Raw genomic sequence first — 24348 nt, 5'->3', positions numbered from 1 at the left:
TCCTCCCATAAGGCTCCGTGACTGTAGAGGCCGCCTTGAGCTTAAGGAATGTTGTTTTTTGGTATTAATTTGATATTTTCTGGGATAATTATGACCCGGAGGTGTGCTTATGACCGGTCAGAGCGGAATCGGCGTTGAGCAATTTCGCGGCGAGGCATTCAACTCGACGCTGTTCAGGCGCATCATCAAACCGGCCCGGCCACCTTATGAGCAGTTCTTCCATTTCTTCGTCCTGATCGATGGACGCGCGACGGCGGTCTTCGCCGATGAGAGCCATGAACTGTCCGAACATGCCGCCTTCACATTTCCGGCCGCAACCGCGCCGACGCTCTCGATCGAGCCCGGCGCCGAAGCGCTGCTTCTCGGCCTGTCGCCGCAGCTCCTGATCGACGCCATCGGCAACAAGGCCGAGTCGGTGCTGTTGAGAACCTTTGCCGAGCGTCCGGCCATCGTCACCCTTGATGCCGCCTCGGCAGAGACGTTCGGCGATCTTACCCATCTCGCAAGGGGCTTCCTGAAGGAGGTGATGCTGCCGGGGCGCGGATCGGATATGGCCATCGCAGGCTATGCCCGGCTATTGATGATGACGCTGTGGCGGACAGGAGATTGGGAGAAACCGGCGGCGACCGGGCACGGCCTCGACGTCGCCATCCTGCAGCGCTTCCGCCAACTGGTCGAACTGCATTTCCGCGAGCGCCGTTCCATCGGCTTCTATGCCAAAGCGCTCGGTCTCAGCCACGATCGGCTGCACGCCATCTGCACCCGCACCCTGGAGCGGACCCCCAAGGCACTGATCCAGCAGCGCATCATGCAGGAGGCGAACCTTCGGCTGGAGCGCTCGGCGAGTTCCATTCAGGAGATTGCCGGGCAGCTCGGCTTTCCCGACCAGACCTATTTCAGCCACGCCTACAAGCGCGTGACCGGCATATCGCCGCACGAATACAGACGACGCGCGACGGGGCCGGAAAGCCGCGTGACGCGCGCCGTGAACGCGGAATACTTCAACTGGCCGTGACGGTGTAACGGATACTGTCCATTATTGTGGCTTGGCCAGCGTCTGAGCGAGGAGATTTTCCCAGAGCGCTGCACCATAGGCTCGCGGTCAACAATCGACCCAAGCATCAGATGGGATCGCCCGTCGCGTCGGCAGGTTGATACTCAATACCGCAAAGAAAGGCCGCTCTTCTTCAGCCTTTCGTGCAGAGCCCGACCTACCAGAGGCGGGCGTGACGGTTGACATCCTTGTAGAGCAGATAGCGGAAGCGTCCCGGCCCGCCTGCATAGCAAGCCTGCGGGCAGAAGGCGCGCAGCCACATGAAGTCACCAGCCTCGACCTCGACCCAGTCGTCGTTCAGGCGGTAGACGGCCTTGCCCTCCAGCACATAGAGCCCATGCTCCATCACATGGGTTTCCATGAAGGGAATGATGCCGCCCGGCTGAAAGGTGACGATGTTGAGGTGAAAGTCATAGCGGATATCGTTGGGATCGATGAAGCGCGTGGTTCCCCATGCCCCGCCGGTATCCGGCATCATGGCGATCTCGTGTTCGTCTTCATGGGTGAAGATCGCCGGTGGCGGTTCGAGGCCTTCCACGGGCTGGAAGGCTTTCCTGACCCAGTGAAACCGCGCGAGGGCATCGCTGTTGTTGTGAACGGACCAGGCCGAACCGGCAGGAATGAAAGCAAAGGAGCCGGCCCGCAGAGCATGCTCGACACCATCGAGCGTGATCGTAAAAGCCCCTTCAACCACAAAGATTGCGCCCTGCGCCCTAGGGTCGGGCTCGGGTCTTGAGCTCCCACCACCGGCTGCGACCTCCATCACATATTGCGAGAAGGTTTCGGAAAAGCCGGTCATCGGTCTCGCGATGATCCACGCGCGGGTCTTTTCCCAGTGCGGAAGCAGGCTCGTGACGATATCGCTCATCACCCCCTTGGGGATGACAGCATAGGCGGTTTTGAAAACCGCCTTGCCGGACAACAATTGCGTTTGCGGGGGCAGGCCACCATAGGCGGTGAAATACTGATTCTGGCTCATGTTTTCCGGACTGTTCTTCAAGATATCGGGCCGTGTTTTTCAAAGCCTGCCGTGCAGAAAATGATCGTCAAATTTGCGGCAACAGGCTGAAACACGAAAGGAAGGCGTGATCACCGAATCCGACGGACCCAAGGATCGCCTGATATGTTAGCGGATAATTGCGATGACAGGAATCGTTTCGCGCCGAAATTCCTGTGGCCCCCGATATCGGCACGGATGGATGGCAGCAAGCTTCGGTGCAAAGCACGCGCGACAGAAATTCGCGCGCTCCAATTTTGGATTGCGATCTCGCCCTGAGCGTTTGCGACTTGAGAGCAGCGCCGCGTTTGAACAGGGGGAACGACGCAAGATCATCGCTTTCGCGTTTGAACAAGTGCCGGCAAACGCTGCTGGCACTGTGGTTTGGCCTCGGTGCCGTTGAGCTTACGACAACAGGTCCGGCAGGTCCGACAGAACTGTCTGCGCGCCCGCCGCGAAGAAGCGTTCGGCGGTTTCGCGGTCATTGATCGTGGCAACGGCATATTCGATGCCGCTATCGGCAAGCCGCTTGAGCGCGTCCTCGGGCATGAACTCGTGCTGCACATGAAGGACCTGGCATTTCGTTTCATCAAGCAACGCCTTGGGGTCGCGCGGCGGCGAAACCACGGCATAGGCGCGCGGCACGTCGGGCATCAGGCGCGCGGCGGCATGGACAGAGCGGATTGAAAAGCTGGTGAAGAAGAGCTTGCCGCGATTGGCAGGCCAGAGCGTCTTCATTGCCGCCAGCGCGATTTCCGCCGTTTCGACATCGTCGCCGGCGGTCGGCTTCAGCTCAAGCTGCAGGCCGAGGTCGAGTTCGAGAACGGTTTCCACCAGTTCTTCCAGCGTCGGCACGCGCGTGCCAGAAAAGTCGGGGTGGAATTTTGCGCCTGCGTCGAGCGCCCGGATGTCTTCGAACAGCGTGTTGCCGACAAAGCCCGTGCCGTTCGTCGTGCGGTCGAGGCGGTCGTCGTGGATGATCACGGGCTTCATGTCGCGCGTCAGCTTGACATCGACCTCAACCCAGCGCGCGCCCTTTTCGGCAGCGGCGCGCATGGCGGGCAAGGTGTTTTCGGGCGCCAGAAGCGGCGCGCCGCGATGCGCGATCAGTGCATCGGGAACGACGGCGTTGCGGCGTTCCCGGGTGGACAGGGGTCTCGGATCTGCGAAGGGCATGGATGCGGTCTTTCGATGGGGGAATAAAGGGGCAAGAACCGTGGCGCACCCGGCGCCACGGCAACAGTTGTTCAGCTCAGGAGGTGATCAGTTGAGCGTAACCTTGCTGATGAAGGTCTTCTTGATGTCGTCGCCGAAGGGCTTGGCAGCCCAGACGGTCGAGAACTTGCGCTGCGATGCCGGAACAAGGCCAACGGAGGAGTCGGCATCCGGATTTTGCGGCGCAATCCCGTAGGTCTTCGCGAACTGCGTCTGTATCTTGGCGCTGGTCAGCCAGTTGATGAGCACGAGAGCTCCGGCCTTGTGCTTGGAATTGGCAGGAATGGCGAGAACATTGCCGCCGCCCGGCATGCCGAAATCCGGAACATAGAGCTTGATGTCCTTGGAAACTTCACCCTTGCGCTGCAGGCTGGCAATGAGGTCTTCCCAGGATGCCACCAGCTTGAACTCGCCGCTGTTGATGCGCGTCACGCTGTCGGCGTTGGATGCGGTGATGACATAGCTGGCCTGATTGGCCTTGAACCAGTCCCAGACGGGGGCAAGCTTCGAGAGTTTTTCCGGCGTGGTCTTGCCGTCGTCATAGTTGACGTCCTTGGCGACGTTGCGCGCGACGGACTCGATGAAGGCAGGACCGGAACCGCCATTCTCGGTATTGAAGCCGAATTCGCCGGGGTTCTTCTTCATGAAGGCGACAAAATCGTCGAGCGTGTGGGGAAGCTCGGCCTCGGAAATGCGTGCCGAGTTATAGGCGATACCCGTCTGGTTGCCCCAGAAGGCAGGCGCATAGCCCTTGTTGTCGACGCCTTCGATCGAATAGCGCAGCTTGCTCCCTTCCGGCAGCAGCGGCTTCAGAGGGCCAAAGAAGACCTCTTCCGGCTTGAACGTATTCAGCGCCGAGCCGCCGAGCGACATGACGTCGATATCGCCCTCGGGGCGCGACTTTTCAGCCAGCAGCTTGTCCTGGTTGGCCTTGTAATCCCCGTTCGAAATGGTGACCTTGATGCCATACTCGGCCTCGAAGGCCTTGATGTCTTCGCGGAAGCGGTCCTGATAGTACCACTGGAACCAGGTGATATCGCCCTCCTTCTTGGCCTGGGCGACGATCTCGTCCCAGCTCATCTGCGAGAGCTCCTTGGCTTCGACGGGTCCCTGGGCGATTGCCAGCGGCAGGGCTGCGGCAATGGCGAAAAGCGCGACTTTCTTCAGCATGGTTGAAATCCTTTGGTGGTGGGGAAGCGGTTTTTGGTAAGGCGGAAGCACCGTCGTCATCCCTTCCCGGACCCTGCGGACGCACCGGTGCTTTTCAGCAGGCGCTCGGCAATCAGCATCAGGAGAACATTGGGAACGACGAGGATCAGGGAAACGGCCGCAGCGCTGGGCCGGATGAAATTGTATCCCAGATAGGAGAAGAGGATTGTCGGCACGGTGGTGAAATCCGGCGCGCCGACGAGATAGGAGATCGCGAATTCCTCGATCGAGAGGATGAAGACGATGATGAGGGCAGCCAGCAACCCCGGCTTCAGCACCGGGAGGTAGGCGTGGCGGAACACGGTCAGTCGGCTGGCGCCGAGATCGCGCGCCGCATCGATGAGGTCCTGCCGGACGCCCGAGAAGGACACCGTCAGCAGCCGGATCGCATAGGGCAGGAAATAGAAGGTGTGGCCGATCGCGATGCCGAGAAAGCGCGAATAGATGCCAAGCCTCGACAGAACCGCGACATAGAACATCGCCAGCACGAAGAGCGGCATGGCAAGCGGCAGCAGCGTGAGCATCTGCGCCACCGCCTTGCCGCGAAACTCCAGCCGCCCAAAGGCATAGGCCGTCGGCAGCGCCAGAAGGATGGCCGAGACGGCGACCGTCGTCGCCACCATGTAGCTGTTGACCAGCGCCTGCTGCAGGCCGCTCGTTGTCCAGATTTCCACCCAACGGCGAAACGAGAGAACTGGCGGCAAGACGTTCGGGTAGGCCCAGGGATGCGAAGGATCGACCAGCGACCACAGCACCGCCATGGCGAACGGCAGGCCAAGAGCAAGGAAGAAAACGACAAGCGCCAGCAGGATCAGCAGGCGGTTGCGCCAGCGTTCGGCGCGCGGGAACGGGCTTGCCATGATCTATCTCCCCACCCGCTTGACAAGAACCTGGACGAGACCGGCGAGCGCAATCGCGCCGAAGAGCGAAAGCCCCATGAGCATGACGGCAACGACTGCCGAAAGGCTCCAGCCCTGAAGACCGTTGTCGACTTCCATGCGCACCATGAACTGCGCCATGGAATTGATGTTGGTCGGACCCGCAACCGCCTGGAACGTGTAGTCGCCAGCCGCGCCGATGAAGATGAGAATGAGGGCTGCCTGTAGCGAGCGGAGCGTCAGTGGCAGGACCACCCTCCGCAGCCTCCCGAGCGTGCCCACCCCAAGATCGCGCGCCGCATTGAGCAAATCGTCGCTGACCGCGCTCACCGAGCCGCTGAGGATCAGGTAGGCGAGCGGCATGTTCTTCCAGACCTGAAGGATCACCACGCCGATCGCATACGGGTCGTTCTGCATGCGGATCGGCCGGGCCGCAAAGCCGAGCCCGACCAGCGCGACATTGAGAAAACCCTGGAAGGAGACGAAATTGACATAGAGGAAGGCGGCGACCAGCCCGTGAACGAGGATCGGCGCCTTGATCAGCGAACTGACGAGACCGGAACCCGGGAACGGCCGGCGCAGCCACAGCGCCACCGGATAAGCGAGCACCACCGAGATCAGCGCGCCAAGCGTGCCGATGCGCGCGGAATAGAAGAAGGCGCGCCAGAACTGGTCCTGCCCGAGAATGGTGCGCCAGGCTTCCAGCGACAGCGAGACATTGCCCGAGACATCCGTCCAGGTCACCGAGCGCGTCAGCGCCATGCCGATGACAAGGGTCATCAGCACGAGAATGGGCGCCAGACCGGGGATCAGCAGGAGATAGGGCGTGAGGGTCCGGCGGGCGTTCATGTCACCGCCTCGCTCAGGAAACGGAACCGCTCCGGCGCGATTTCGATCGCCACCGTCTCACCCTGCATGACGGCGCTTGTGCCGTGGGTCTGAATGCGCCACGTCTCGCCTTCGCCGTCGATGCGGCCAACTTCCAGATCGACCAGATTGCCGAGATAGGTGCGCGATCGGACCTGCAGGCGATAGACATTCTCCGCCGCAACCTCGCCCTCAGTCGATGACAGGATGCGGGCATCTTCCGGCCGCCAGCAGAGATAGACATGCGATGCAACAGGCGGCGCTTCCGCGCGGACCGTCGCCATGCCCATCGGCGTTTCCACCCTGTAGAGCCCGTTGGCCTTGTCCGTATCCATCACCCGGCCGGCCAGGATATTGGCCGTGCCGATGAAATCGGCGACGAAGCGATTTGCGGGACGGCGGTAGATATCCTCCGGCGTCCCCATCTGCTCGACCACGCCGGCGCGCATCACCACGACAAGATCGGACATGGCCAGTGCTTCGGCCTGATCGTGGGTCACGTAGACGGCGGTGAACCCCTGCGCCCGTTGAAGCGCGCGGATTTCCGCGCGCACCTGGTCGCGCAGCTTGGCGTCGAGATTGGACAGCGGTTCATCGAAAAGCATGACGCCGGGACGAACGGCCATCGCGCGGGCAAGCGCCACGCGCTGCTGCTGGCCGCCGGAAAGCTGCGCCGGCAGCCGCTCAAGCTGGGCCGAAAGCCGCACCTGAGCGGCCACTGCGGAAACACGATCCGCGATCTCGGCAGACGAGAGCCGCTTTTGACGCAAGCCGAAACCGATATTGTCAGCGACCGTCAAATGCGGAAAAAGCGCATAGGACTGGAAGCACATGGCCGTGTCGCGCCGTTCCGGCGAAAGGCCGGCCATGTCGCGGCCATCAATCTCGATGCGCCCGCTATCCAGAGGGATGAAGCCGGCAATCGCACGCAGAAGCGTCGTCTTTCCACATCCGGATGGCCCCAGCAGCGTCACCAGTTCGCCGCGGCGGGCGCTGAAACTGACAGCATTGAGAGCCTGGAACCTGTCGTAGCGCAGGCTTGCTTCGGCAACCGTCAAGGCGGGGGCTTCAGTGGCCATTTGATGAACCTTTCTCCGGGTCATTCGCGTTTCTGCGTCCCGTGAAAGGCTTTTATCATTCTTTGTGTATAATATTTATGACGAGAGAATTTCGCAAAAAATCTGGATATCTAAGGATAAACCGTCAGGTTCCACCGTGAATTGCACTTGCTCGCAATTATTTGAAACATTATGTATGATTTTACAATCGATCGAATGAAATGGCCTGGGAAGCGGCTTGATACGCCCGAGCGAACGGGCACGGTGGGAGCCGGCAATGAAAAGACAGGCGGCCGATTTGTCGGGCAACGAGCGCATGGTTCTCGAAATCGTGCGCCGCGCACCCGGCGGCATCATGCGCTCAGCCCTCGCCCCGCAGACCAACCTGACGCAGCCCTCCGTTCACCGCATCGTCGACACGCTGCTCGACGCTGGCCTCCTGAAGCTTGGCGAAACCGTCGTGCATGGACGCGGCAAGCCAAGCCCGGCGCTGCTGCTGAACGGAGAGGCCGGCTACACGATCGGCATCTCCGTCAACACCGACTGCGTCTCCTTCGGCATCTGCGACTTCGCCTGCAAGGTTATCTATGAAGAAATGCTGGAAGACAGGCCCGATCAGCGGCGTGAGACCCTGTTCCGGCTCAAGCAGCGGGTCCGCGACGTTCTGGCAAGCCGCGCCATCGACCCTTCCCGCCTGATCGGCGTCGGGTTTTCCATGGCGGGTTTCTTTGTCGACCGCGCGCGCAGGTTCAATGCGCCGGAACCGCTGCGCGACTGGTCGCTGGTCGACATCAGGACGGAGCTCGAAACACTGTTCGACCTGCCGATCTGGGTCGAGAACAACGGCACGACGGGCGCCATCGGAGAGTCTGCCGTCGGCGCGGGTCGTCGCTTTCCGACATTCGGCTATCTCTCCTTCAACTACGGTTTCGGCGGTGGGATCGTGCTCGATGGCAGGCCGCTGTTCGGGGCATTCGGGAATGCCGGCGAAATCAGCCGCGTCTTCACGCATGATGAAGGGCCATCGCGGCCGGCACTGGGTGAATTGCTCAAGCGGCTGAACGCTCGTGGCGTTGAGATTTCCAATATCCGCGAGTTGCGCCAGCGTTTCGATCCCGTCTGGCCGGGTGTCGAAGACTGGATCGCGGAAATTGCGCCGGCGCTCAACCGCGCAATCGACATGCTGCGCGCCGTGATCGATCCCGAGGCCATCGTTTTCGGCGGCGAACTTCCCCGCGCGCTCGGCGAACGCCTGCTGGCGTTGCCGCCCTCGAAATCGCTGACGCGCTACGGGGTGGAAGCCCCCTTCCCGACGCGCCTTGTCAGCGAAATCGCCGGTGACCCCGCCATCCTGGGAGCGGCACTGATCCCGCTCATGGACCGCTATTTCCTTTGGTCGCTGCCAAGACCCTGAACCCGTGCCACAAAAGCACGCGCCCGGCGTCATCTGAGCACCGAAACGGAATCGATCGCGCGCCGATCCACTGGGTAGATGGCGCGCGATCCGTTTTTCAAGTCTTGCTGACGGACACAGGCTTGGGCGAGTTCCCCTTTCCCGCACCGTTGATCATCTGCCGATCCTGCTGCATTTCCAGCCACATGGCGTTGACGACAGCAAAGATTGCGGCGAGCGGAAGGCCGAGAAGCCAGGCGAAATACCACATGTTCGAGGTCTCCTCTTAATAGACGGTTTCGTGGTTGTCGTTGATCTCTGCCTCCGTCACCTTGCCCCACAGAACGTGATAGACCCAGGCTGTGTAGGCAAGGATGATCGGCACGAAGATCACGGCTGCCACCAGCATGACGAAGAGCGTCTGGTGCGACGACGAGGCGTTCCAGACAGTCAGCGACGATCTGGCATCAATCGACGAGGGCAGAATGTAGGGGAACATCGTCAGGCCCACCGACGAGATGATGCCGATGATCGCGAGCTTCGAATAGAGCATGGTCATCAGGTCCTTGCCGGCGCGCAGGCCATAGAAGGCGAGCAGCGAGCCGAGGAGCCCCAGCACCGGCGAAACCGCAATCCACGGCCGCTCGGCAAAGGCGCCGAACCAGCTGGGCGAGCGTGTTGTTTCGCTGAACAGCGGGTTTGAAGGGCCATTGGAGACAACATCACCCACCAGCGCATAGCCGCCAATGCCCTTGGCAAGCCAGAGGCCGGCCAGCACATAGCTGACGACCGTCACGAGAGCGGCAACCGACCCGATGGCGCGGGCACGATCCCGAACCGGGCCTTCCGCCTTGAGCTGCAACCAGGCCGCACCATGCGTGACCAGCATGGCAACCGAGACGACGCCCGTCAGCAGTGCAAAGGGGTTGAGCAGGCCAAAGAAGGTTCCGTCGTAAAAAACCCTCAGGTCGTCGTCGAAGCGGAAGGGCACGCCTTGCAGCACATTGCCCATGGCAACACCGAAGATCAGCGCGGGAACCGCACCGCCGACGAAAAGCGCCCAGTCCCAGCCATTGCGCCAGGCGGCACTTTCGCGCTTCGAACGATACTTGAAGCCGACCGGGCGCAGGATGAGGGCGGCAAGAACCGCAAACATCGCCAGATAGAAGCCCGAGAAGCTGACGGCATAGAGCGGCGGCCAGGCGGCGAAGATGGCGCCGCCACCCAGGATGAACCAGACCTGATTGCCTTCCCAGACCGGGCCGATCGTGTTGATGGCGATGCGTCGCTCGGTATCGGTCCTGCCGACGAAGGGAAGCAGCGTGCCGACGCCGAGGTCAAAGCCGTCGGTCAGTGCAAATCCGGTCAGGAGCACGCCGAGCAGAACCCACCAGACCACCCGCAGGATTTCGAAGGGAACAAGTTCAAAGAGGATCATGATCGTTACTCCGCAGGTTGCTGGGCAAAGGGCGACGGGGCCGTCAGCCTGTCACGATGGTCGGACTGCCAGCGATCGGTCTCGGGAACATCGATATACGGGCCCTTGCGAATGTATTTGACCATCAGCCCCATCTCGATGACGAAGAGCACGCTGTAGAAGAGAACAAAGCCCGCAAGCGTGATGGCCAGATCTGTCACCGAAAGGGTGGAGGCCGAGAGTGCCGTTGGCAGGACACCGTCCACCGTCCAGGGCTGGCGACCGAATTCGGCGACGAACCAGCCAAGTTCTGCGGCAATCCACGGAGCCGGGATCAGGATGACGGCGAGCCGCAGCGCCACGCGCGGGAAGCGCATGTTGCGGAAGGAAGACATCCAGAAGAACCAGACCATGAGCGCGATGAACGAGAAGCCGAGCGCCACCATGAGGCGGAAGGCCCAGAAGAGCGGCCAGACGGTCGGGACCGTGTCATTGGCAGCCTGCGCGATCTGCGCATCGGTCGCCTGACGCGGATCATCGACATAGCGCTTCAGAAGCAGGGCAAAGCCCAGATCCTTGCTGTGCTCTTCGAAAGTCGTGGCAACCTCCGGTGATACCTTGCCCTTGTTGGCGCGGTAATCCATCAGCGCGTTATAGGCGACGATGCCGGAGCGGACGCGGGTTTCGGCCTGCTTGACGAGATCGGCAATGCCGGGAATTTCGCGGGTGAGCGAGCGCGTGCCGATCAGGCCCATCGCATAGGGAATGTGGATCGCATAATGCGTCTCACGCGCCTGCTGGTCGGGGAAGCCGAGAAGCGTGAACGAGGCCGGTGCCGGCTGCGTTTCCCACATGCCTTCAATGGCGGCGAGCTTCATCTTCTGCGACAGCGTGACCGAATAGCCAGACTCGTCGCCGAGCACGACGACCGAAAGGGCCGAAGCGAGACCAAACGAGGCAGCAATGGCGATCGACCGGCGTGCCAGATCGATGTGGCGACCCTTCAGCAGATACCAGGCCGAGACGCCGAGCACGAAGACGGACGCCGTGACATAGCCGGCCGAGACGGTGTGCACGAACTTCGCCTGCGCCACCTCATTGAACATGACGTCGAAGAAGGAGCTCATTTCCATGCGCATGGTCAGCGGATTGAACGAGGCGCCCACCGGGTTTTGCATCCAGCCATTGGCGATCAGGATCCAGAGCGCCGAGAAATTCGAGCCGATGGCGACGAGCCAGGCGACGATCAGATGCGCGCGCTTGGAGAGCCTGTCCCAGCCGAAGAAGAAGAGGCCGACAAAGGTCGCTTCCAGGAAGAAGGCCATCAGGCCCTCGATGGCCAGCGGCGCACCGAAGATATCGCCGACATAGTGGCTGTAATAGCTCCAGTTCATGCCGAACTGGAATTCCATGGTGATGCCGGTGGCAACCCCCAGAACGAAGTTGATGCCGAACAGCGTGCCCCAGAACTTGGTCATCTGCCGCCAGATCGGCCGATCGGTCATGACATAGACCGTCTCCATGATGGCAACGATGACCGACAAACCTAGCGTGAGGGGAACGAAGAGGAAGTGATAGAGCGCTGTCATTGCAAATTGCAGTCGTGACAGCTCGACAATGTCGATATCCATGATGGTCTCGCCTATCGAAATAGAGTGATGCCCTCATGCCTAACGCGCGCGGCAGGGTCTCGACTTGATCGAGGTCAATAAGGTGTATTCGGAATACACATTTGCGCTGTTTGGTCGCAGTGCATGCGGAGGGCAGCTCACCCGAGGGGCAGGACCCGATCGGCAAAGGCCGTTTCAGCCCGCCGATGCGAGGCCATCAGGATCGCGGCCTCCGGCAGATAGTCGCGGATGCCGGCCAGAACCGCATTCGCGGTTGCCTCGTCCAATCCCTCTGTCGGCTCGTCTAGCAGCAGCAGGCGAGGCCTCCGAAGCAGGACGCGCGCCAGCGCCAGACGACGCCGCTCCCCGCCGGAGAGACCAGCTCCGCTTTCACCGAGCGCAAAGTCCAACCCGCCTCTGGCGGCAATGACCGCATCGAGCGTGACGGCTTTCAGCACATGCCATGCCTCGTCCGCATCGACATCCGGCCGCGCCAGCCTGAGTGCATCCAGGATCGATCCGCTCATCAACGCGCTTCGCTGTGGCAGAATGGTGGCAAGACGGAACAGGGCGCGCTCATCCAGCGCGCGAATGTCGCGGCCATCGATCTTTATCGTCCCCTGGTCCGGCTGAAGCTGGCCCATCGCCAGAAGCAGCAGGGTCGACTTGCCGATCCCGCTCGGCCCGGTCAGCGCCACCGTTTCGCCAGCACGGACAGAGAGGTCGAAGCCGCTCAGGATCGTCCTACCCGTCTGCGTGAAGCGTAAACCGTCCATCCGAAGAACCGGCTCTCCGGCGACTTGGTGATCCGCAATGCCGGAATGACGCGGCACATCGTGATCGGCGCTCATCTGCGCATCGACCCGGCGCGCGGCATCGAGAATGCGGCCGAGTTCGGAAAGGCCGCGATGCAGCGGCGCCATGATTTCGGCGGCACCGAGCGCGCCGAAAAAGCCCATCGCGGCGAGCGCCGGATCGATCGCCTTCGCTTCGGCCAGCCGGATGCCGAGATAGAGGCTGCCGGCGGCAGCAAGCGTGCTTGTGATGCCGAGCAGCAGACCGGAGAACCGCTCCGCAAGATCGAGGCGAACCTGCTCCTGCTGCAAGCGTCGCTGCGCGTCCATGACCGCCGATGTCTGTGCTGCCAGCCGCCCGGCGACCGTCAGTTCCGGCCTTGCGCGCATCAGGTCGATGAACCTGAGCCGCACCGCCTGCAGCGCCTTGTGGGCAAGGCGGGAGGGCCGCTGCGCCATTTTCAGCATCAGCGCCGCGGAGAGGAGGAAGCCGAGGACAAGGCTCGCGCCCTGCCATGCGGCAACCGCGCCGCTCTCGATCTGCCAGAGGACCAGAAGAAAGCCGGCAAGAACCACCACGGCAGAAAGAAGCGGGATGACCAGCCGCAGCGCCAGACCGTCCAGCGCATCCACATCAAGTGTCAGATGGTTCAACCGTTCCGAACCGTTGAGCGATGCGAGCTTGCGCAGCGGCGCGCGCGCCATGCCCGCCAGCAATTGTCCACGCAGCTCCGCCAGCCCCGCGAGCGTCGCATCGTGGGTCAGCAGCCGCTCGCCATAGCGGGCGCCGGCCCGGCCGAGAGCCAGGAACCGGATCGCCGCACTGGGCCGGAACACATCGAAGGCGATGCCGGCCCCAGCGAGGCCCGCAATGCCGGTCGCCGTGATGAACCAGCCCGACACGGCGAGCAAAGCCGTTCCGGCAAAGACGACGAGAATGGAAAACAGGCTGCCCAGGGCAAGCTTGCCCGCATGGGGCCGCCAGACCCGGACGAAAATGCGCGCAAGCCGCCTCATGCCGCATCTCCCAGCCGGATTTCTCGACCCAGCCGCTCGGCGAGCCGGCGATCGTGGGTCGCGACGATCAGCGTTTTCCCCTGCCGGGCAAGCGCCAGCAGGCTTTCCGTCACGAACTGCGCATTGGCCAGATCCAGATCCGCCGTCGGTTCGTCGGCAAGCACGATGTCCGCCGGGGCGTAGAAGGCGCTGGCCAGCATGACGCGCCGCGCTTCTCCGCCGGAAAGTCCGCTGCCGGTTTCGCCAAGCCGGGTCAGCAGGCCATGCGGCAGGGCAGCGACGACCGGATCAAGCGAGGCGGCGCTGATGGCCGCCGCCACACGGCAATCCTCGCGCCGTCCGTCAGGTCCGGCGATATTGGAGACAAGGCTGGCATTGGCGAAATGCGGCACCTGCGACACCCACGAAAGCCGCATCCGCCAGGCATCGGCCGAGGCATCATCGAGATTGACGCCGCAGATATGGACCCCGCCCTGCTGAGGACGAGCAAGTCCGGCGATCAGGGCCAGCAGCGTGCTCTTTCCCACGCCGCTCGGACCCGTGATGGCAACCGTTTCGCCGGCACGAATATCGATATCCGGATAGGCAATGGAAACCGCCGGGCCAGCCGCAAAGTGCAAGCCGCGCGTCGAAATGCGCACCGGTCCGGCCAGTGCCGGCACGGTTCGTCCTTCGCCGAGGATCGTCATGGGCGTGCGAGCGTCGATCTCGGCCAGCTCGCCGGAAACGGCCAGAGCGGCTGCGCGGTCATGCCACGCGCCGGCCAGTTCGCGCAGCGGCGCAAAGAATTCCGGGGCCAGAAGCAGAAGCACGATACCATGCGCCAGCGTCAGTTCCGCGCCATAGGTACCGAAGCTGAACGTGCCGAGCAGGCTGAAGCCGACATAGACGGCGACCATGGCGACACCCAGCGCAGAGAACAGCTCGAGCACGGTCGAGGAGAGGAAGGCAACGCGCAGCACCGCCATCGTGCGCTCTTTCAACGTGTCGGCACTGGCAAAGAACTGCCGCACCATGGTTTCGCGCCCGTCCAGCACCTTGATATCGACGAGCGCATTCAGCCGCTCCAGAAGAAGCGCGTTGAGCGAGCCTGTCTCCTTCAGATGCCGGGCGCTCGCATCGCGGGCCGCAAAGCCGATCAGCGCCATGAAGACCGGGATCAGCGGGCCGGAAACGAGAAGGATCAAGGCAGCTGCCCAGGAGATTGAGGCGGTTGCGAAAAGGATCGCAAGGGGCAGAACCCGCGTTTTGAACGCGGCGGTGTGGTAGCGCGTCAGATAGACGAGAAGAATGTCCAGCTTCTCGCCGATCAGCGCCGCGCCTTCGCCGGATGAAACGGCCCCTTCGGAAAAGGGCGAAATGCGGCTTTGAACCGTCGCCAGCGCCGACCGTTCGTTCGCGACAACTGCCTGCGCAGAGCGGAAAGCGATATGTCCGCCCCACGCATCCAGCCCGTGCCGCAGGACCCCGAGGCACAGATAGGCCAGGGCTGCGTAAAGAGGTGTCAGGATGGGTGTCTTCCCGGTCACGAGCGCGCCGAAACTGTCGCCGATGAGCAGGCTTTGCGGCAGGACCATGAGAGCCGAGACAACCGTCAGAAGGCCTGCGCGCCGCAGACCCTTCATGGCGCCCGTCTCGATGGCCGTCAGCCGAGCCGCGCCGGGATCTTCGGATTTTGTTTTGGCACGCACCACAGACATCTCAAACAATCATGCATCTCTGATGCGTCTTTACTCCATATGCGCCTCCAGGAAATGACATGGATCAAGTTTCTGCGGCTGGAGCGCGCCCGCCTGACATAGATCAATCGCTGCTCCGAAATCTTATGTATTCAGGGCACATAGTGATGGCCATCCGGGGGGACGGGCAACAATGCGCATTACGATGCGAACCAATCTGGCGATCAGAACGCTGATGTTTTGCGCGGTAAACCCGCATCTTACAGTCCGCAAAAGCGATATCGCCGCTGCGTGTAATGCCTCGGAGCACCATCTGGCCCAGGTCATCCGCATGCTCGGCCATCATGGCTTTATCGATGCGACGCGCGGGCGGAATGGCGGTCTGCAGCTGATGCGGCCGGCGGCCGGCATCAATATCGGATCGGTCTTCCGGATCTTTGAAGCCGACCTGCCCTTCGCCGAATGTTTCAGTGCCTCCAACACCTGTCCGCTGGTCGAAGTCTGCTGGCTCCGCGATGCCATCAGCAACGCGGTCGATGCCTTTTACAGATCCCTCGACAAGGTTCTCCTGTCGGACCTGATCGACGGAAACGATAGGCTTGCCGAGCTGCTGCGTCTGAATATCGGTTGTCAGCGCGAGAGCAGGCAGTAGATCGACCCAGACCAAATCGTGGTGCTGTCGACGCCCCCGGTTCAGTTGGCATCAGACTCATAGACACGCGCCTGGCGGCGATCCCTGGCTTGAGCCTCGCCCGTCTCGTGTCAGCTAAAACTCAGCTTGGCTATGCAACAATCCGCTCATGTTTGGAAACGCAGGAGCTTGAAATGAAAAGATTGCTGACCGCCCTCGCCATGACGACGGCCTTGACTGTTCCCGGTCTCGCAATGGCCCGCCAGGTCACGTTGACGGCGAACATGGCGAATTACGGCGGCAACAACGCATTCGTCGTCGTCTATCTCACCAATGCCCAGGGCAAATATGCCAAGACGCTCTGGATGGCGGGTGGACGCGCCAAATATTACCGGCATCTGAGCGACTGGTATCGGGCAACCGGTGGCAACACGGCCGAAATCTCCGGCATCACGGGTGCCAGTGTCGGCTCCGGGCGCGAGCTGAAGGTGACGGTCGATCTGGCCGATACGCTGTTTGACGCCGGCTATCAGCTTCATATCGATTCCGCCGTTGAAGACATGCGCGAAAGCCCGTCGGAAATCACCGTGCCGCTCACGGCAGCAGGCGCCGGCAAGCCGGTTCGCGGCCAGCGCTATATCGCCAATTTCCAATACAAGATGTGATCGGACTTCGACATGCTGCGCTTTGTCCACCGCTGGCCCGGTCTTGTGGCTGCCATTCTCGTCATTTGCATGTCGCTGAGCGGCGCTGCCCTTTCGGTTTTCCCGGCGCTTGAAAGCCTCTCGACGCCGGCACAGACGGATAGCACTCTCGACGTGGGCACGGTCGCGGCCAGAATTCAGGCTGCCCAACCGGCGGTCTCGGAGATCCGGGTCTCGCCGGCGGGTCGCGTCACGGCCTTCTGGTTCGATACCAACAACCAGTCTCAGGCCTCGGTCATCGACCCGGCAACAGGAAAAGCCGTTGCGAATGCAGAGACGCCTGCGGCCGAACGCTGGCTGAAGAACCTGCATCGTTCGCTCTTCCTGGGAGAGAATGGCCGGATTGTCACAGCGGTTGGTGCGCTTCTGATGCTGGTCCTCTCCGTCTCCGGGCTGTTTCTGGTGGCACGGCGTACCGGTGGATGGAAGCGCTTCTTCTCGCCTCTGAGAGGCGCGTCAAGCGCACGGGTTCATGTGGAACTCGCCCGCGTCAGCGTTGCCGGCCTGTTGCTGTCATCGCTGACGGCGCTCTGGATGACCGCCTCGACCTTCGGCATCCTTCCCGAAAGCGCTGATGGTCCTGCCATGCCCGCCGTCACAAGTGGCCGCACAGGCTATGGACTGGACCAGATGCCCACATTGAGCAAGCTGCCGATTGATGCGCTGCGCGACCTGACCTTTCCCGCGCAGGGCGACGTGAATGATGTCTATACGCTCAAGACAACACAAGGGACCGGCTATATCGATCAGGGCAATGGCAAGCTCCTCGCCTGGAGCGACGCGAGCATCTGGGATAGTATCGGCGACACTGTGATGATGCTTCACACGGGCCGGGGCGCGGCTCTCCTGGGATTGATCCTCGGTCTCATGTCGCTGGCCGTGCCTGCTTTGGCGGTGACGGGCGCAATACAATGGTGGGCCTCGCTGAAGGCACGCCCACGGATTCGCGGGAATGCAAGTGCTGGCCGCGCAGGCACTGTCATCCTCGTTGGCAGCGAAGGCGGCGCGACCTGGGGCTTTGCGGCCACGCTTCACGCCGCCGTCGCCAAAACCGGCGAACATGTCCATGTCGCGCCGATGTCGGCCTTCGAGCCGCAGCGATACAGCGCCGCAAAGCGCATTATCGTCATGGCCGCCACCTACGGAGACGGCGACGCGCCCGCCTCGGCACGGAATTTTCTCAGCCGACTGGCAACAAACAGGCCCCTGCGCACTATTCCCGTCAGCGTGCTTGGCTTTGGCGACCGCAGCTTTCCCCACTTCTGTGGCTTTGCTCAAGACGTCGATGCCGAACTGGAAAAGGCCGGATGGGCGAAACTGCTTCCTCTTGAGACCGTTGACCGGCAATCCCCGCAGGACTTCGCCCGCTGGGGCCGGGCTTTGGGCGAAAAGATCGGCATTCCGCTCGATCTGCATCACGCAACCGTCGTGCCGCAACTGACCGGGCTGACCTTGATATCGCGTCGTGACTTTGGCGCGGCAGTCCAGGCGCCGGCAGCCATTCTCCGCTTTGCCCTGCCGCGCACGACGTTGTGGCAGAGACTGACCGGCGACGCACCCCGCTTCTCCGCCGGTGATCTCATCGGCATCGTCCCGCATGGATCGAACACCCCGCGTTTCTATTCGCTGGCCTCGTCCTCGCGTGATGGCTTCGTGGAAATCTGTGTCCGCAAGCATCCGGGCGGCCTCTGCTCGAGCAGGCTGGTCGATCTGATGCCGGGCGACAAAATCCATGTCTTCTTCCGACCGAACCCGGATTTCCGCCCGGCGAAAAACCGGAAGCCGGTCGTGCTGATCGGCGCAGGTACCGGCATCGGCCCACTGGCTGGATTTGTCCGCGCCAACGACACTAAGCGCCCGATGCACCTGTTCTTCGGCGCGCGCCACCCGTCCAGCGACGTGTTCTATGCGCCGGAGATCGATCGCTGGCTCAACGAAGGCAAATTGACCTCGATCGAAACCGCCTTCTCCCGCACCGCAGCGCGCAGCTACGTTCAGGATGCCGTGCGTCGGGATGGGCAGCGCCTTGCCGGCCTGATTGCCTCCGGCGCGCAGATCATGGTCTGCGGCGGGGCGGATATGGCAGCCGGCGTCAAGGCAGCGCTTGGCGATATTCTTGCCCCCATGAACCTGACAACCGCCAAGCTGAAAGCCGAGGGCCGTTATGCCGAAGACGTCTACTGACCTTGTCCGTCACGCGCTGAACGGTCCCACGATGGGCACGCGCTGGTCTGCGATCGTCTTCACTGAAGCGACCTGCGCGGTTGCCGCTCTTCGCGATGCCTTGCAGTCCGCGGTCGATGAGGTGGATGGCCTGATGTCGACATGGAACCCGGAAAGCGCGCTCATGCGCTTCAATGCCGCGCCGGCGGATATCTGGCTTCCCCTGCCCGATCCGCTGTTGGAGGTTCTGGACTATGGCCTCGACGTGGGCCGCCAGTCCGGCGGCGCTTTCGACATTGGCCTTGGCGACGCGGTCTCCGCATGGGGTTTTGGCGCGCAGGATGCGGATACCGCCAGGATCAAGTCTCTGATCCAGACGCATCGCCAGCCGGCTCATGCGGTCCTGGAAATCGACCGCGCCAGAGGCCTTGCACGAAAATCCGGTCCGCTGCAGATCGACCTCTCCGGCATCGCCAAGGGTTATGGCGTCGACCGTCTGGCCCGGGTCGCCCAACAGGCTGGCTTGAACCACGGCCTCTTTGCCATAGACGGCGAACTGGTCGCGCTCGGACAGAGACCCGATGGCGGAGACTGGGCCGTCGCAGTCGAAAAGCCCGACTATGGTGTTCGCAGCCCGCATTCCATCCTCGAACTGCGAAATACCGCCGTTGCGACATCCGGCGACTATCGCCACTGGGTGGATGTGAATGGCAGGCGGCTATCGCACACCATGGACCCGCGCCGGGGTGCCCCACTGCTGGAAGGCCCCGCATCCGTGACGGTTCTGGCACCGAACTGCATGGCGGCCGATGCCTGGGCGACTGCCTTCATGGTGCTCGGTGAGGTACGCAGCAAGCCTCTGGCGAAGACCCTCGGCTTCGAGGTTCTGTTTCTGGAACGGGACGCAAGCCAAGTCGCCTGAGCGGAATGCCATGACCGGCGCAATTGCGATAGCTCACGAATACCAAGGGAGTGCCTGCGCGTTGAACCCCACGTTGCAGCAAGCCCCGCGGACCGGCCTCCTGATCCGACCTGGCCGTCGCCGGCATCAGGCTTCGAATTGCCACAGAACCGGGTCGCAATCTCCCGCAGGGGAGTTGTCACGCTAGGTTTTCCGAGCCAAGCGGCTATTCCACATGACGTCACCGGAATATCCAGCCGCCATTGACGGACATGACGGTTCCGGTGACATAGCCCGCGTCCGGGGATGCCAGATAGGAGACGGCGGCTGCGACTTCGTGCGGCTGGCCGGGGCGTTTCAGGGGGAGAATTTGCTGGATACGTGCCTTGCGCGACGCATCAAAGGTGCCGGTCAACCCCGTGTCTTCGATCATACCGGGCGCGACCGCGTTGACGGTGATGTCCCGTTCGGCAAGTTCACGCGCCAGCGCCATGGTCAGCCCGGTGATGCCGGCCTTCGACGCGCTATAGGCGATGAGGCCGGGAACGCTGCCGCCATTGTAGGCGACGGTGGAAGACAGGTTGATGATCCGTCCGCCGGGAGACCGAAGGATGGGTGCCAGTTCCTGGGAAACCATCATAGCCCCCTTGAGATTGACGGCAAGGGTCTCGTCCCAGATCCGGTCCATCTCATCGGCAGGCGTGCTTAACAGCGTCGTCTTCATGATGCCCGCGTTGTTCACCAGCACGGCAATTTCGCCATGGCGACTGCGAACTTCGGAAGCAAGGGCTTGGACACTGTTCCGGTTGCCGACATCGCAAACGATGAAATCAGCGCCGCCGCCCACCTCTGAACACGCAGATTGGAGCCTTTCCCTGTCACGCGAGACGAGCGTCACCGCAAAACCGTCGGCGCTCAATCGCTTGGCAATCCCGAGCCCGATGCCGGTGGCGCCACCGGTGACGATGGCGCGGCCACTTGTGATTGGCGGCTCCATCTCAAATCAATCCGAGCTTTTTCTTCGTGTCTGTGTCCAGCGTGCTCGTATAGGGCTTTGCGCCCGACAGGTCGAAGATCTTGTCCTTATTGTTGACGAAGTCCTCGAGCGTCGCGACATGCGAGGGATCGACGACATGTCCGACACCCTTCATGAGCTTGAGCACCGTGAAATAACCGGCTCCAGCCGCGACAATCTCGCCGTTGACGTCGCATTCCTCGCTGGAAAGCCAGGCAACCGCCGGCGAAACCTGTTCCGGCTTGGAGAGATCGAAGAGCTTCTGTTCGATAATGCCTTCGGTCATGCGCGTGCCGGCTACCGGCGAAATCATGTTGACCTTGATGTTGAACTTCTCGCCCTCGAACTTGAGATTGTTCATCAGGCCCATCATGCCGGTCTTGGCCGCACCGTAGTTCGACTGGCCGTAGGAACCGACAAGGCCGGACCCGGAGCTGGTGAAGACGACGCGCCCGTATTTCTGCTCCAGCAGGTACGGCCATGCAGCCTTGGTGACGTAGACGGTGCCCAGCAGATGAACGTTGAGAACGATCTCGAACTCCTCGAGCGTCATCTTGGCGAAGCTCTTGTCACGCAGGATGCCGGCATTGTTGACGACGATGTCGATCCTGCCGAAATTGTCGACGGCCGTCTGCACGATCGAGGCTGCGCCCTCGCGATCGGCAACGCTGGCATAGTTGGCCACCGCAATGCCGCCTGCCGCCTTGATCTCGGAGACGACCGTATCGGCTGCAGCACCATTGCCGCCCTTCCCGTCCACGCTGCCGCCCGGATCGTTGACCACGACCTTCGCGCCCTGCGCCGCAAGAAGCAAAGCGTGGGCACGGCCCAGACCTGCGCCGGCACCTGTCACAATGGCAACGCGGCCGTCAAAGCGAATAGTCATGTCTGCTCTCCTCGAATTTTGATTCCCGGCACAATCCGCCTGGAACGTTGCTGCTTTTCTGGCGCGCAGCTATCGTCTTGTCCATCCACCGGCGGATCAACGACGCATACATGTTGGCTCCCGCGGGAGGCTTCGAGCCAATGTTTCGACTTCGCTAGAATGCGGCTCGAACAGGAGGAACACCATGACCGACCACTACACCGTCGCGAAGAAGGACGGCATCGCCACCATCACGCTGAACCGTCCCGAAAGCCTGAACGCGCTGAGCGACGACATGATCTTCGGACTGACGGACGATCTGAAGAGAATCGCGACCGATCCGGAAGTCGGGGCCGTCATCATCACAGGTGCTGGCCGCGCGTTCTGCTCCGGCGGCGACGTGAAGGGGATGAAGGGCAACAAGAGCGAACTCGGATATGAAGAGCGCGTCGAGCTGCTGCGGCGGCGGCACGAGCTTGTCAAAACACTTTACGAGTTCCCCAAGATCACCATTGCCATGGTGAATGGCGCCGCAGCGGGTGCCGGTTTCGCGCTGGCGCTCGCCTGCGACTTCCGCATCGCCGGCCGATCCTCCAAATTTCTGACCAGTTTCGTGACGGTCGGCTTCGCGGGAGACTTTGGCGGAACCTATTTCCTCACCCGTCTTCTGGGACCGTCAAAGGCCAAGGAACTCTACCTGACTTCCGAAAAGCTGACCGCCGAACGGGCGCACGACCTCGGCCTCGTCTCGAAGATCGTGGAAGACGATGATCTTGGCGCCGAAACCTTGGCTTTTGCGCGCACCTTCGCAGATGGCGCCTTGCTGGCGCATGGCTATATCAAGCGCAATTTCCGTGCCGCCGAAACCGGCACGCTGGATGAGGTCCTCGACCTCGAAGCCTTCCATCAGATCCGTCTGGCGACGAGCGAGGACCATGTGGAGGCCCTGAAAGCCTTTGCCGAGAAGCGAAAGCCTGCCTTCAAAGGGCGCTGAACGCCATTGATCGCAGGAGAGAGACATCGCGCCAGTTCAAGAAGAGCGGTGGGATGTCGCTTTCCGCGTCCACATCCGTGAAGTCCTAGACGGTCGGGTGCGGAGCACCACTTGTCTGCCGCAACGCGTCGATCAGGATCGCATTGACCGCGCCTGCCGCCTCGAACTGGACCCAATGGCCAACGCCCGGGATGACATGGGTCTGACCGGGCGGATGGCGGGCGGAGAGAAAGGTAATTCTCTCTTCGAGATGACGGCGCACAAGCGCGTCCTCCTGTCCCCAGATCGCGGTGATCGGCAGAGCCGGGTGACGGTCGAGAACGGCGGCGGTATTCGCCTCCATCGCGGCCTTGCGGTTGTTGACGATCGTCTGCTCCGCATTGTCCGTCTGGATATCGACCGCCAGCGCATCGATGCTTTCAGGTTTGAAAAGCATCAGCTTTGAAAGATTGAAGGCGTGGATCGCGCGCCGCTCCACGGGGTCGGATATCTCCCGCCAGTGCTTCAGCGAACTCGTCACCAGGTCGACTTTGCCAAGCCCGGCTGTACCGACGAGAACCAGATGATTGATGCGATCGCGATGCGCATCCAGCATATAGGCAGCCACGACCGAGCCGAAGGAAAAACCGCCCAGCGCATAGGGTGCGGGAATGCGCAATTGCTCGACACCCGCGATGACGGCGGCGGCAATCTGCTCCATCGTCCTGCCAACGGCCACCGATCCCCCCATGCCGGGGAGATTGGGAATATAGACGGTGTGGTGTTTCGAAAGCTCCGGGATGTTGCGGATCCAGTGCATCCAGGATCCATGGCCGCCATGCAGCAGCACGACCGCAGGCCCCTTCCCCCAGATCCGCCAAACCATGGGTCCGGAACCGGTCTCCGTAACCGCGTGGCGGGCGAGAGCGTCTATCTCGGCGATGCGTGGGTCGGGGCTCTGCATCGAACCGGCCTAAAGCGCCTTTTCCAGCTGCGGCAGGATGTCAAACAGGTCTCCCACAAGCCCGAAATCGGCAACCTGGAAGATCGGCGCTTCCTCGTCCTTGTTGATGGCAACGATGATCTTGGAGTCCTTCATGCCCGCCAGATGCTGGATGGCACCGGAGATGCCCACGGCCACATAAAGCTGCGGAGCCACCACCTTGCCCGTCTGGCCGACCTGCCAGTCATTGGGTGCATAGCCTGCATCGACCGCCGCGCGCGAAGCGCCAACGGCCGCACCGAGCTTGTCGGCCACGGGGAGAATGAATTCCTTGAACTTCTCCGAGGAGCCCAGAGCCCGCCCGCCGGAAACGATGATCTTGGCAGACGCGAGTTCGGGGCGTTCCGACACTGCAAGGGCCTCGGAAACGAAAGACGAGAGCAACGGGTCGGCTGCCGGCGAGACGTCTTCGAGATGCGCTACACCGCCCTGCCCCGCTGCGGCAAACGAGGCGGTGCGCACGGTGATCACTTTCTTCGCATCCGTCGACTGGACCGTCTGGATGGCATTGCCGGCATAGATCGGCCGTTTGAACGTATCTGCAGACAGGACTTCGATGATTTCCGAAATCTGCGCGACATCGAGCAGTGCCGCAACGCGCGGCATCACGTTCTTGGCAGAAACGGTCGCAGGCGCAATGACAACATCATAGGCACTAGCCAGCGAGACGATGAGAGCCGCGAGAGGTTCCGCGAGATTGGCGCCAAGCGATGCGTCGTCAGCGACCAGAACCTTGGAAACGCCAGCGAGTTTGGCCGCCGAATCCGCTGCAGCCTTGACGCCCGAGCCCGCGACGAGAACATGAACATCGCCGCCGATCTGGCTGGCGGCGCTCAACGCCTTGGCTGTCTGGTCGTTGAGGCCCGACTTGTCATGTTCGGCGAGAAGAAGAATAGCCATATCTT

At 62.0% G+C, this 24348-nt stretch carries 22 protein-coding genes; 7 read left to right on the top strand and 15 right to left on the bottom strand.

Annotated elements, in window-relative coordinates:
- The first annotated feature begins 109 nt into the window (after nt 1-109).
- Nucleotides 110-1015, top strand: coding sequence for a helix-turn-helix domain-containing protein (locus LQK84_RS04890; protein WP_230827532.1), 906 nt, complete (start codon nt 110-112; stop codon nt 1013-1015).
- Nucleotides 1016-1211: 196 nt separating this feature from the next.
- Here LQK84_RS04890 and LQK84_RS04885 read toward each other — a convergent pair whose 3' ends face one another.
- From LQK84_RS04885 to LQK84_RS04860, 6 genes are all read right to left on the bottom strand, one after another.
- Complete coding sequence (locus LQK84_RS04885; RefSeq protein WP_230827531.1) at nt 1212-2033, bottom strand: bifunctional allantoicase/(S)-ureidoglycine aminohydrolase; 822 nt, start codon at nt 2031-2033, stop codon at nt 1212-1214.
- A gap of 423 nt (nt 2034-2456) precedes the next feature.
- Entirely contained in the window at nt 2457-3227 is a 771-nt protein-coding gene (locus LQK84_RS04880; RefSeq protein ID WP_230827530.1) for a glycerophosphodiester phosphodiesterase family protein, read from the bottom strand.
- Between the two features lie 87 nt (nt 3228-3314).
- Nucleotides 3315-4436 carry an extracellular solute-binding protein gene (locus LQK84_RS04875; RefSeq protein WP_230827529.1) on the bottom strand — a complete coding sequence of 374 codons (1122 nt, stop codon included), beginning with the start codon at nt 4434-4436 and terminating at the stop codon, nt 3315-3317.
- A gap of 56 nt (nt 4437-4492) precedes the next feature.
- Nucleotides 4493-5335: an ABC transporter permease gene (locus tag LQK84_RS04870; protein ID WP_230827528.1), complete on the bottom strand. Its 843-nt coding sequence runs from the start codon at nt 5333-5335 to the stop codon at nt 4493-4495.
- Between the two features lie 3 nt (nt 5336-5338).
- Nucleotides 5339-6202, bottom strand: a complete 864-nt coding sequence (locus LQK84_RS04865) for an ABC transporter permease (RefSeq protein WP_230827527.1) — start codon at nt 6200-6202, stop codon at nt 5339-5341.
- Nucleotides 6199-7299, bottom strand: a complete 1101-nt coding sequence (locus LQK84_RS04860) for an ABC transporter ATP-binding protein (protein ID WP_230827526.1) — start codon at nt 7297-7299, stop codon at nt 6199-6201. The genes LQK84_RS04865 and LQK84_RS04860 overlap by 4 nt, the downstream gene beginning before the upstream one ends.
- A gap of 256 nt (nt 7300-7555) precedes the next feature.
- Here LQK84_RS04860 and LQK84_RS04855 point away from each other — a divergent pair, with 256 nt between their 5' ends.
- On the top strand, nt 7556-8692 hold the full coding sequence (locus LQK84_RS04855; RefSeq protein ID WP_230827525.1) for an ROK family transcriptional regulator: 1137 nt from the start codon (nt 7556-7558) through the stop codon (nt 8690-8692).
- Nucleotides 8693-8789: 97 nt separating this feature from the next.
- On the opposite strand, the gene cydX is transcribed toward LQK84_RS04855, so the two are convergent.
- The 5 genes from cydX to cydD form a co-directional block, all read right to left on the bottom strand.
- Nucleotides 8790-8942: a cytochrome bd-I oxidase subunit CydX gene (cydX, locus tag LQK84_RS04850; RefSeq protein ID WP_230827524.1), complete on the bottom strand. Its 153-nt coding sequence runs from the start codon at nt 8940-8942 to the stop codon at nt 8790-8792.
- Nucleotides 8943-8957: 15 nt separating this feature from the next.
- A complete protein-coding gene (cydB, locus tag LQK84_RS04845) occupies nt 8958-10109 on the bottom strand; it encodes a cytochrome d ubiquinol oxidase subunit II (RefSeq protein ID WP_230827523.1) in 1152 nt (383 codons plus the stop codon).
- Nucleotides 10110-10114: 5 nt separating this feature from the next.
- Nucleotides 10115-11719 (bottom strand): cytochrome ubiquinol oxidase subunit I, encoded by a 1605-nt coding sequence (locus LQK84_RS04840; RefSeq protein WP_230827521.1) that lies wholly within the window; start codon nt 11717-11719, stop codon nt 10115-10117.
- Between the two features lie 137 nt (nt 11720-11856).
- Nucleotides 11857-13509 carry an amino acid ABC transporter ATP-binding/permease protein gene (locus LQK84_RS04835; RefSeq protein ID WP_230827520.1) on the bottom strand — a complete coding sequence of 551 codons (1653 nt, stop codon included), beginning with the start codon at nt 13507-13509 and terminating at the stop codon, nt 11857-11859.
- Nucleotides 13506-15200: a thiol reductant ABC exporter subunit CydD gene (cydD, locus tag LQK84_RS04830; protein ID WP_230827519.1), complete on the bottom strand. Its 1695-nt coding sequence runs from the start codon at nt 15198-15200 to the stop codon at nt 13506-13508. The genes LQK84_RS04835 and cydD overlap by 4 nt, the downstream gene beginning before the upstream one ends.
- A gap of 181 nt (nt 15201-15381) precedes the next feature.
- Between cydD and LQK84_RS04825 the strand changes: the two genes are divergently transcribed.
- The 4 genes from LQK84_RS04825 to LQK84_RS04810 all read left to right on the top strand — a co-directional run bounded on the left by LQK84_RS04825 (nt 15382) and on the right by LQK84_RS04810 (nt 19608).
- The gene (locus tag LQK84_RS04825; RefSeq protein ID WP_230827518.1) at nt 15382-15840 is read left to right on the top strand and encodes an RrF2 family transcriptional regulator; all 459 of its coding nucleotides are present in this window, start codon (nt 15382-15384) and stop codon (nt 15838-15840) included.
- A 173-nt stretch (nt 15841-16013) separates the two neighbouring features.
- Nucleotides 16014-16484 (top strand): DUF2271 domain-containing protein, encoded by a 471-nt coding sequence (locus LQK84_RS04820; protein WP_230827517.1) that lies wholly within the window; start codon nt 16014-16016, stop codon nt 16482-16484.
- A gap of 12 nt (nt 16485-16496) precedes the next feature.
- On the top strand, nt 16497-18707 hold the full coding sequence (locus LQK84_RS04815) for a PepSY domain-containing protein (protein ID WP_230827516.1): 2211 nt from the start codon (nt 16497-16499) through the stop codon (nt 18705-18707).
- A complete protein-coding gene (locus tag LQK84_RS04810) occupies nt 18688-19608 on the top strand; it encodes an FAD:protein FMN transferase (RefSeq protein ID WP_230827515.1) in 921 nt (306 codons plus the stop codon). Before LQK84_RS04815 ends, LQK84_RS04810 begins: the two co-directional genes overlap by 20 nt.
- A 220-nt stretch (nt 19609-19828) precedes the next feature.
- Here the strand turns inward: LQK84_RS04810 and LQK84_RS04805 are convergent, their stop codons facing one another.
- Entirely contained in the window at nt 19829-20584 is a 756-nt protein-coding gene (locus LQK84_RS04805; protein ID WP_230827514.1) for an SDR family NAD(P)-dependent oxidoreductase, read from the bottom strand.
- Between the two features lies 1 nt (nt 20585).
- Complete coding sequence (locus LQK84_RS04800; RefSeq protein WP_230827513.1) at nt 20586-21488, bottom strand: SDR family oxidoreductase; 903 nt, start codon at nt 21486-21488, stop codon at nt 20586-20588.
- A 184-nt stretch (nt 21489-21672) separates the two neighbouring features.
- Here LQK84_RS04800 and LQK84_RS04795 point away from each other — a divergent pair, with 184 nt between their 5' ends.
- Nucleotides 21673-22461: an enoyl-CoA hydratase gene (locus LQK84_RS04795; RefSeq protein WP_230827512.1), complete on the top strand. Its 789-nt coding sequence runs from the start codon at nt 21673-21675 to the stop codon at nt 22459-22461.
- 85 nt (nt 22462-22546) lie between these two features.
- On the opposite strand, the gene LQK84_RS04790 is transcribed toward LQK84_RS04795, so the two are convergent.
- Complete coding sequence (locus LQK84_RS04790) at nt 22547-23326, bottom strand: alpha/beta fold hydrolase (RefSeq protein ID WP_230827511.1); 780 nt, start codon at nt 23324-23326, stop codon at nt 22547-22549.
- An 87-nt stretch (nt 23327-23413) separates the two neighbouring features.
- On the bottom strand, nt 23414-24343 hold the full coding sequence (locus LQK84_RS04785) for an electron transfer flavoprotein subunit alpha/FixB family protein (RefSeq protein WP_230827510.1): 930 nt from the start codon (nt 24341-24343) through the stop codon (nt 23414-23416).
- Between the last annotated feature and the right edge of the window lie 5 nt (nt 24344-24348).

Source organism: Rhizobium sp. C4, assembly GCF_021026315.1.
Classification (GTDB): Bacteria; Pseudomonadota; Alphaproteobacteria; order Rhizobiales; family Rhizobiaceae; genus Ensifer_A.
The sequence above is the reverse complement of the archived record's forward strand: the minus strand, read 5'-3'. Positions and strand labels throughout refer to the sequence as shown.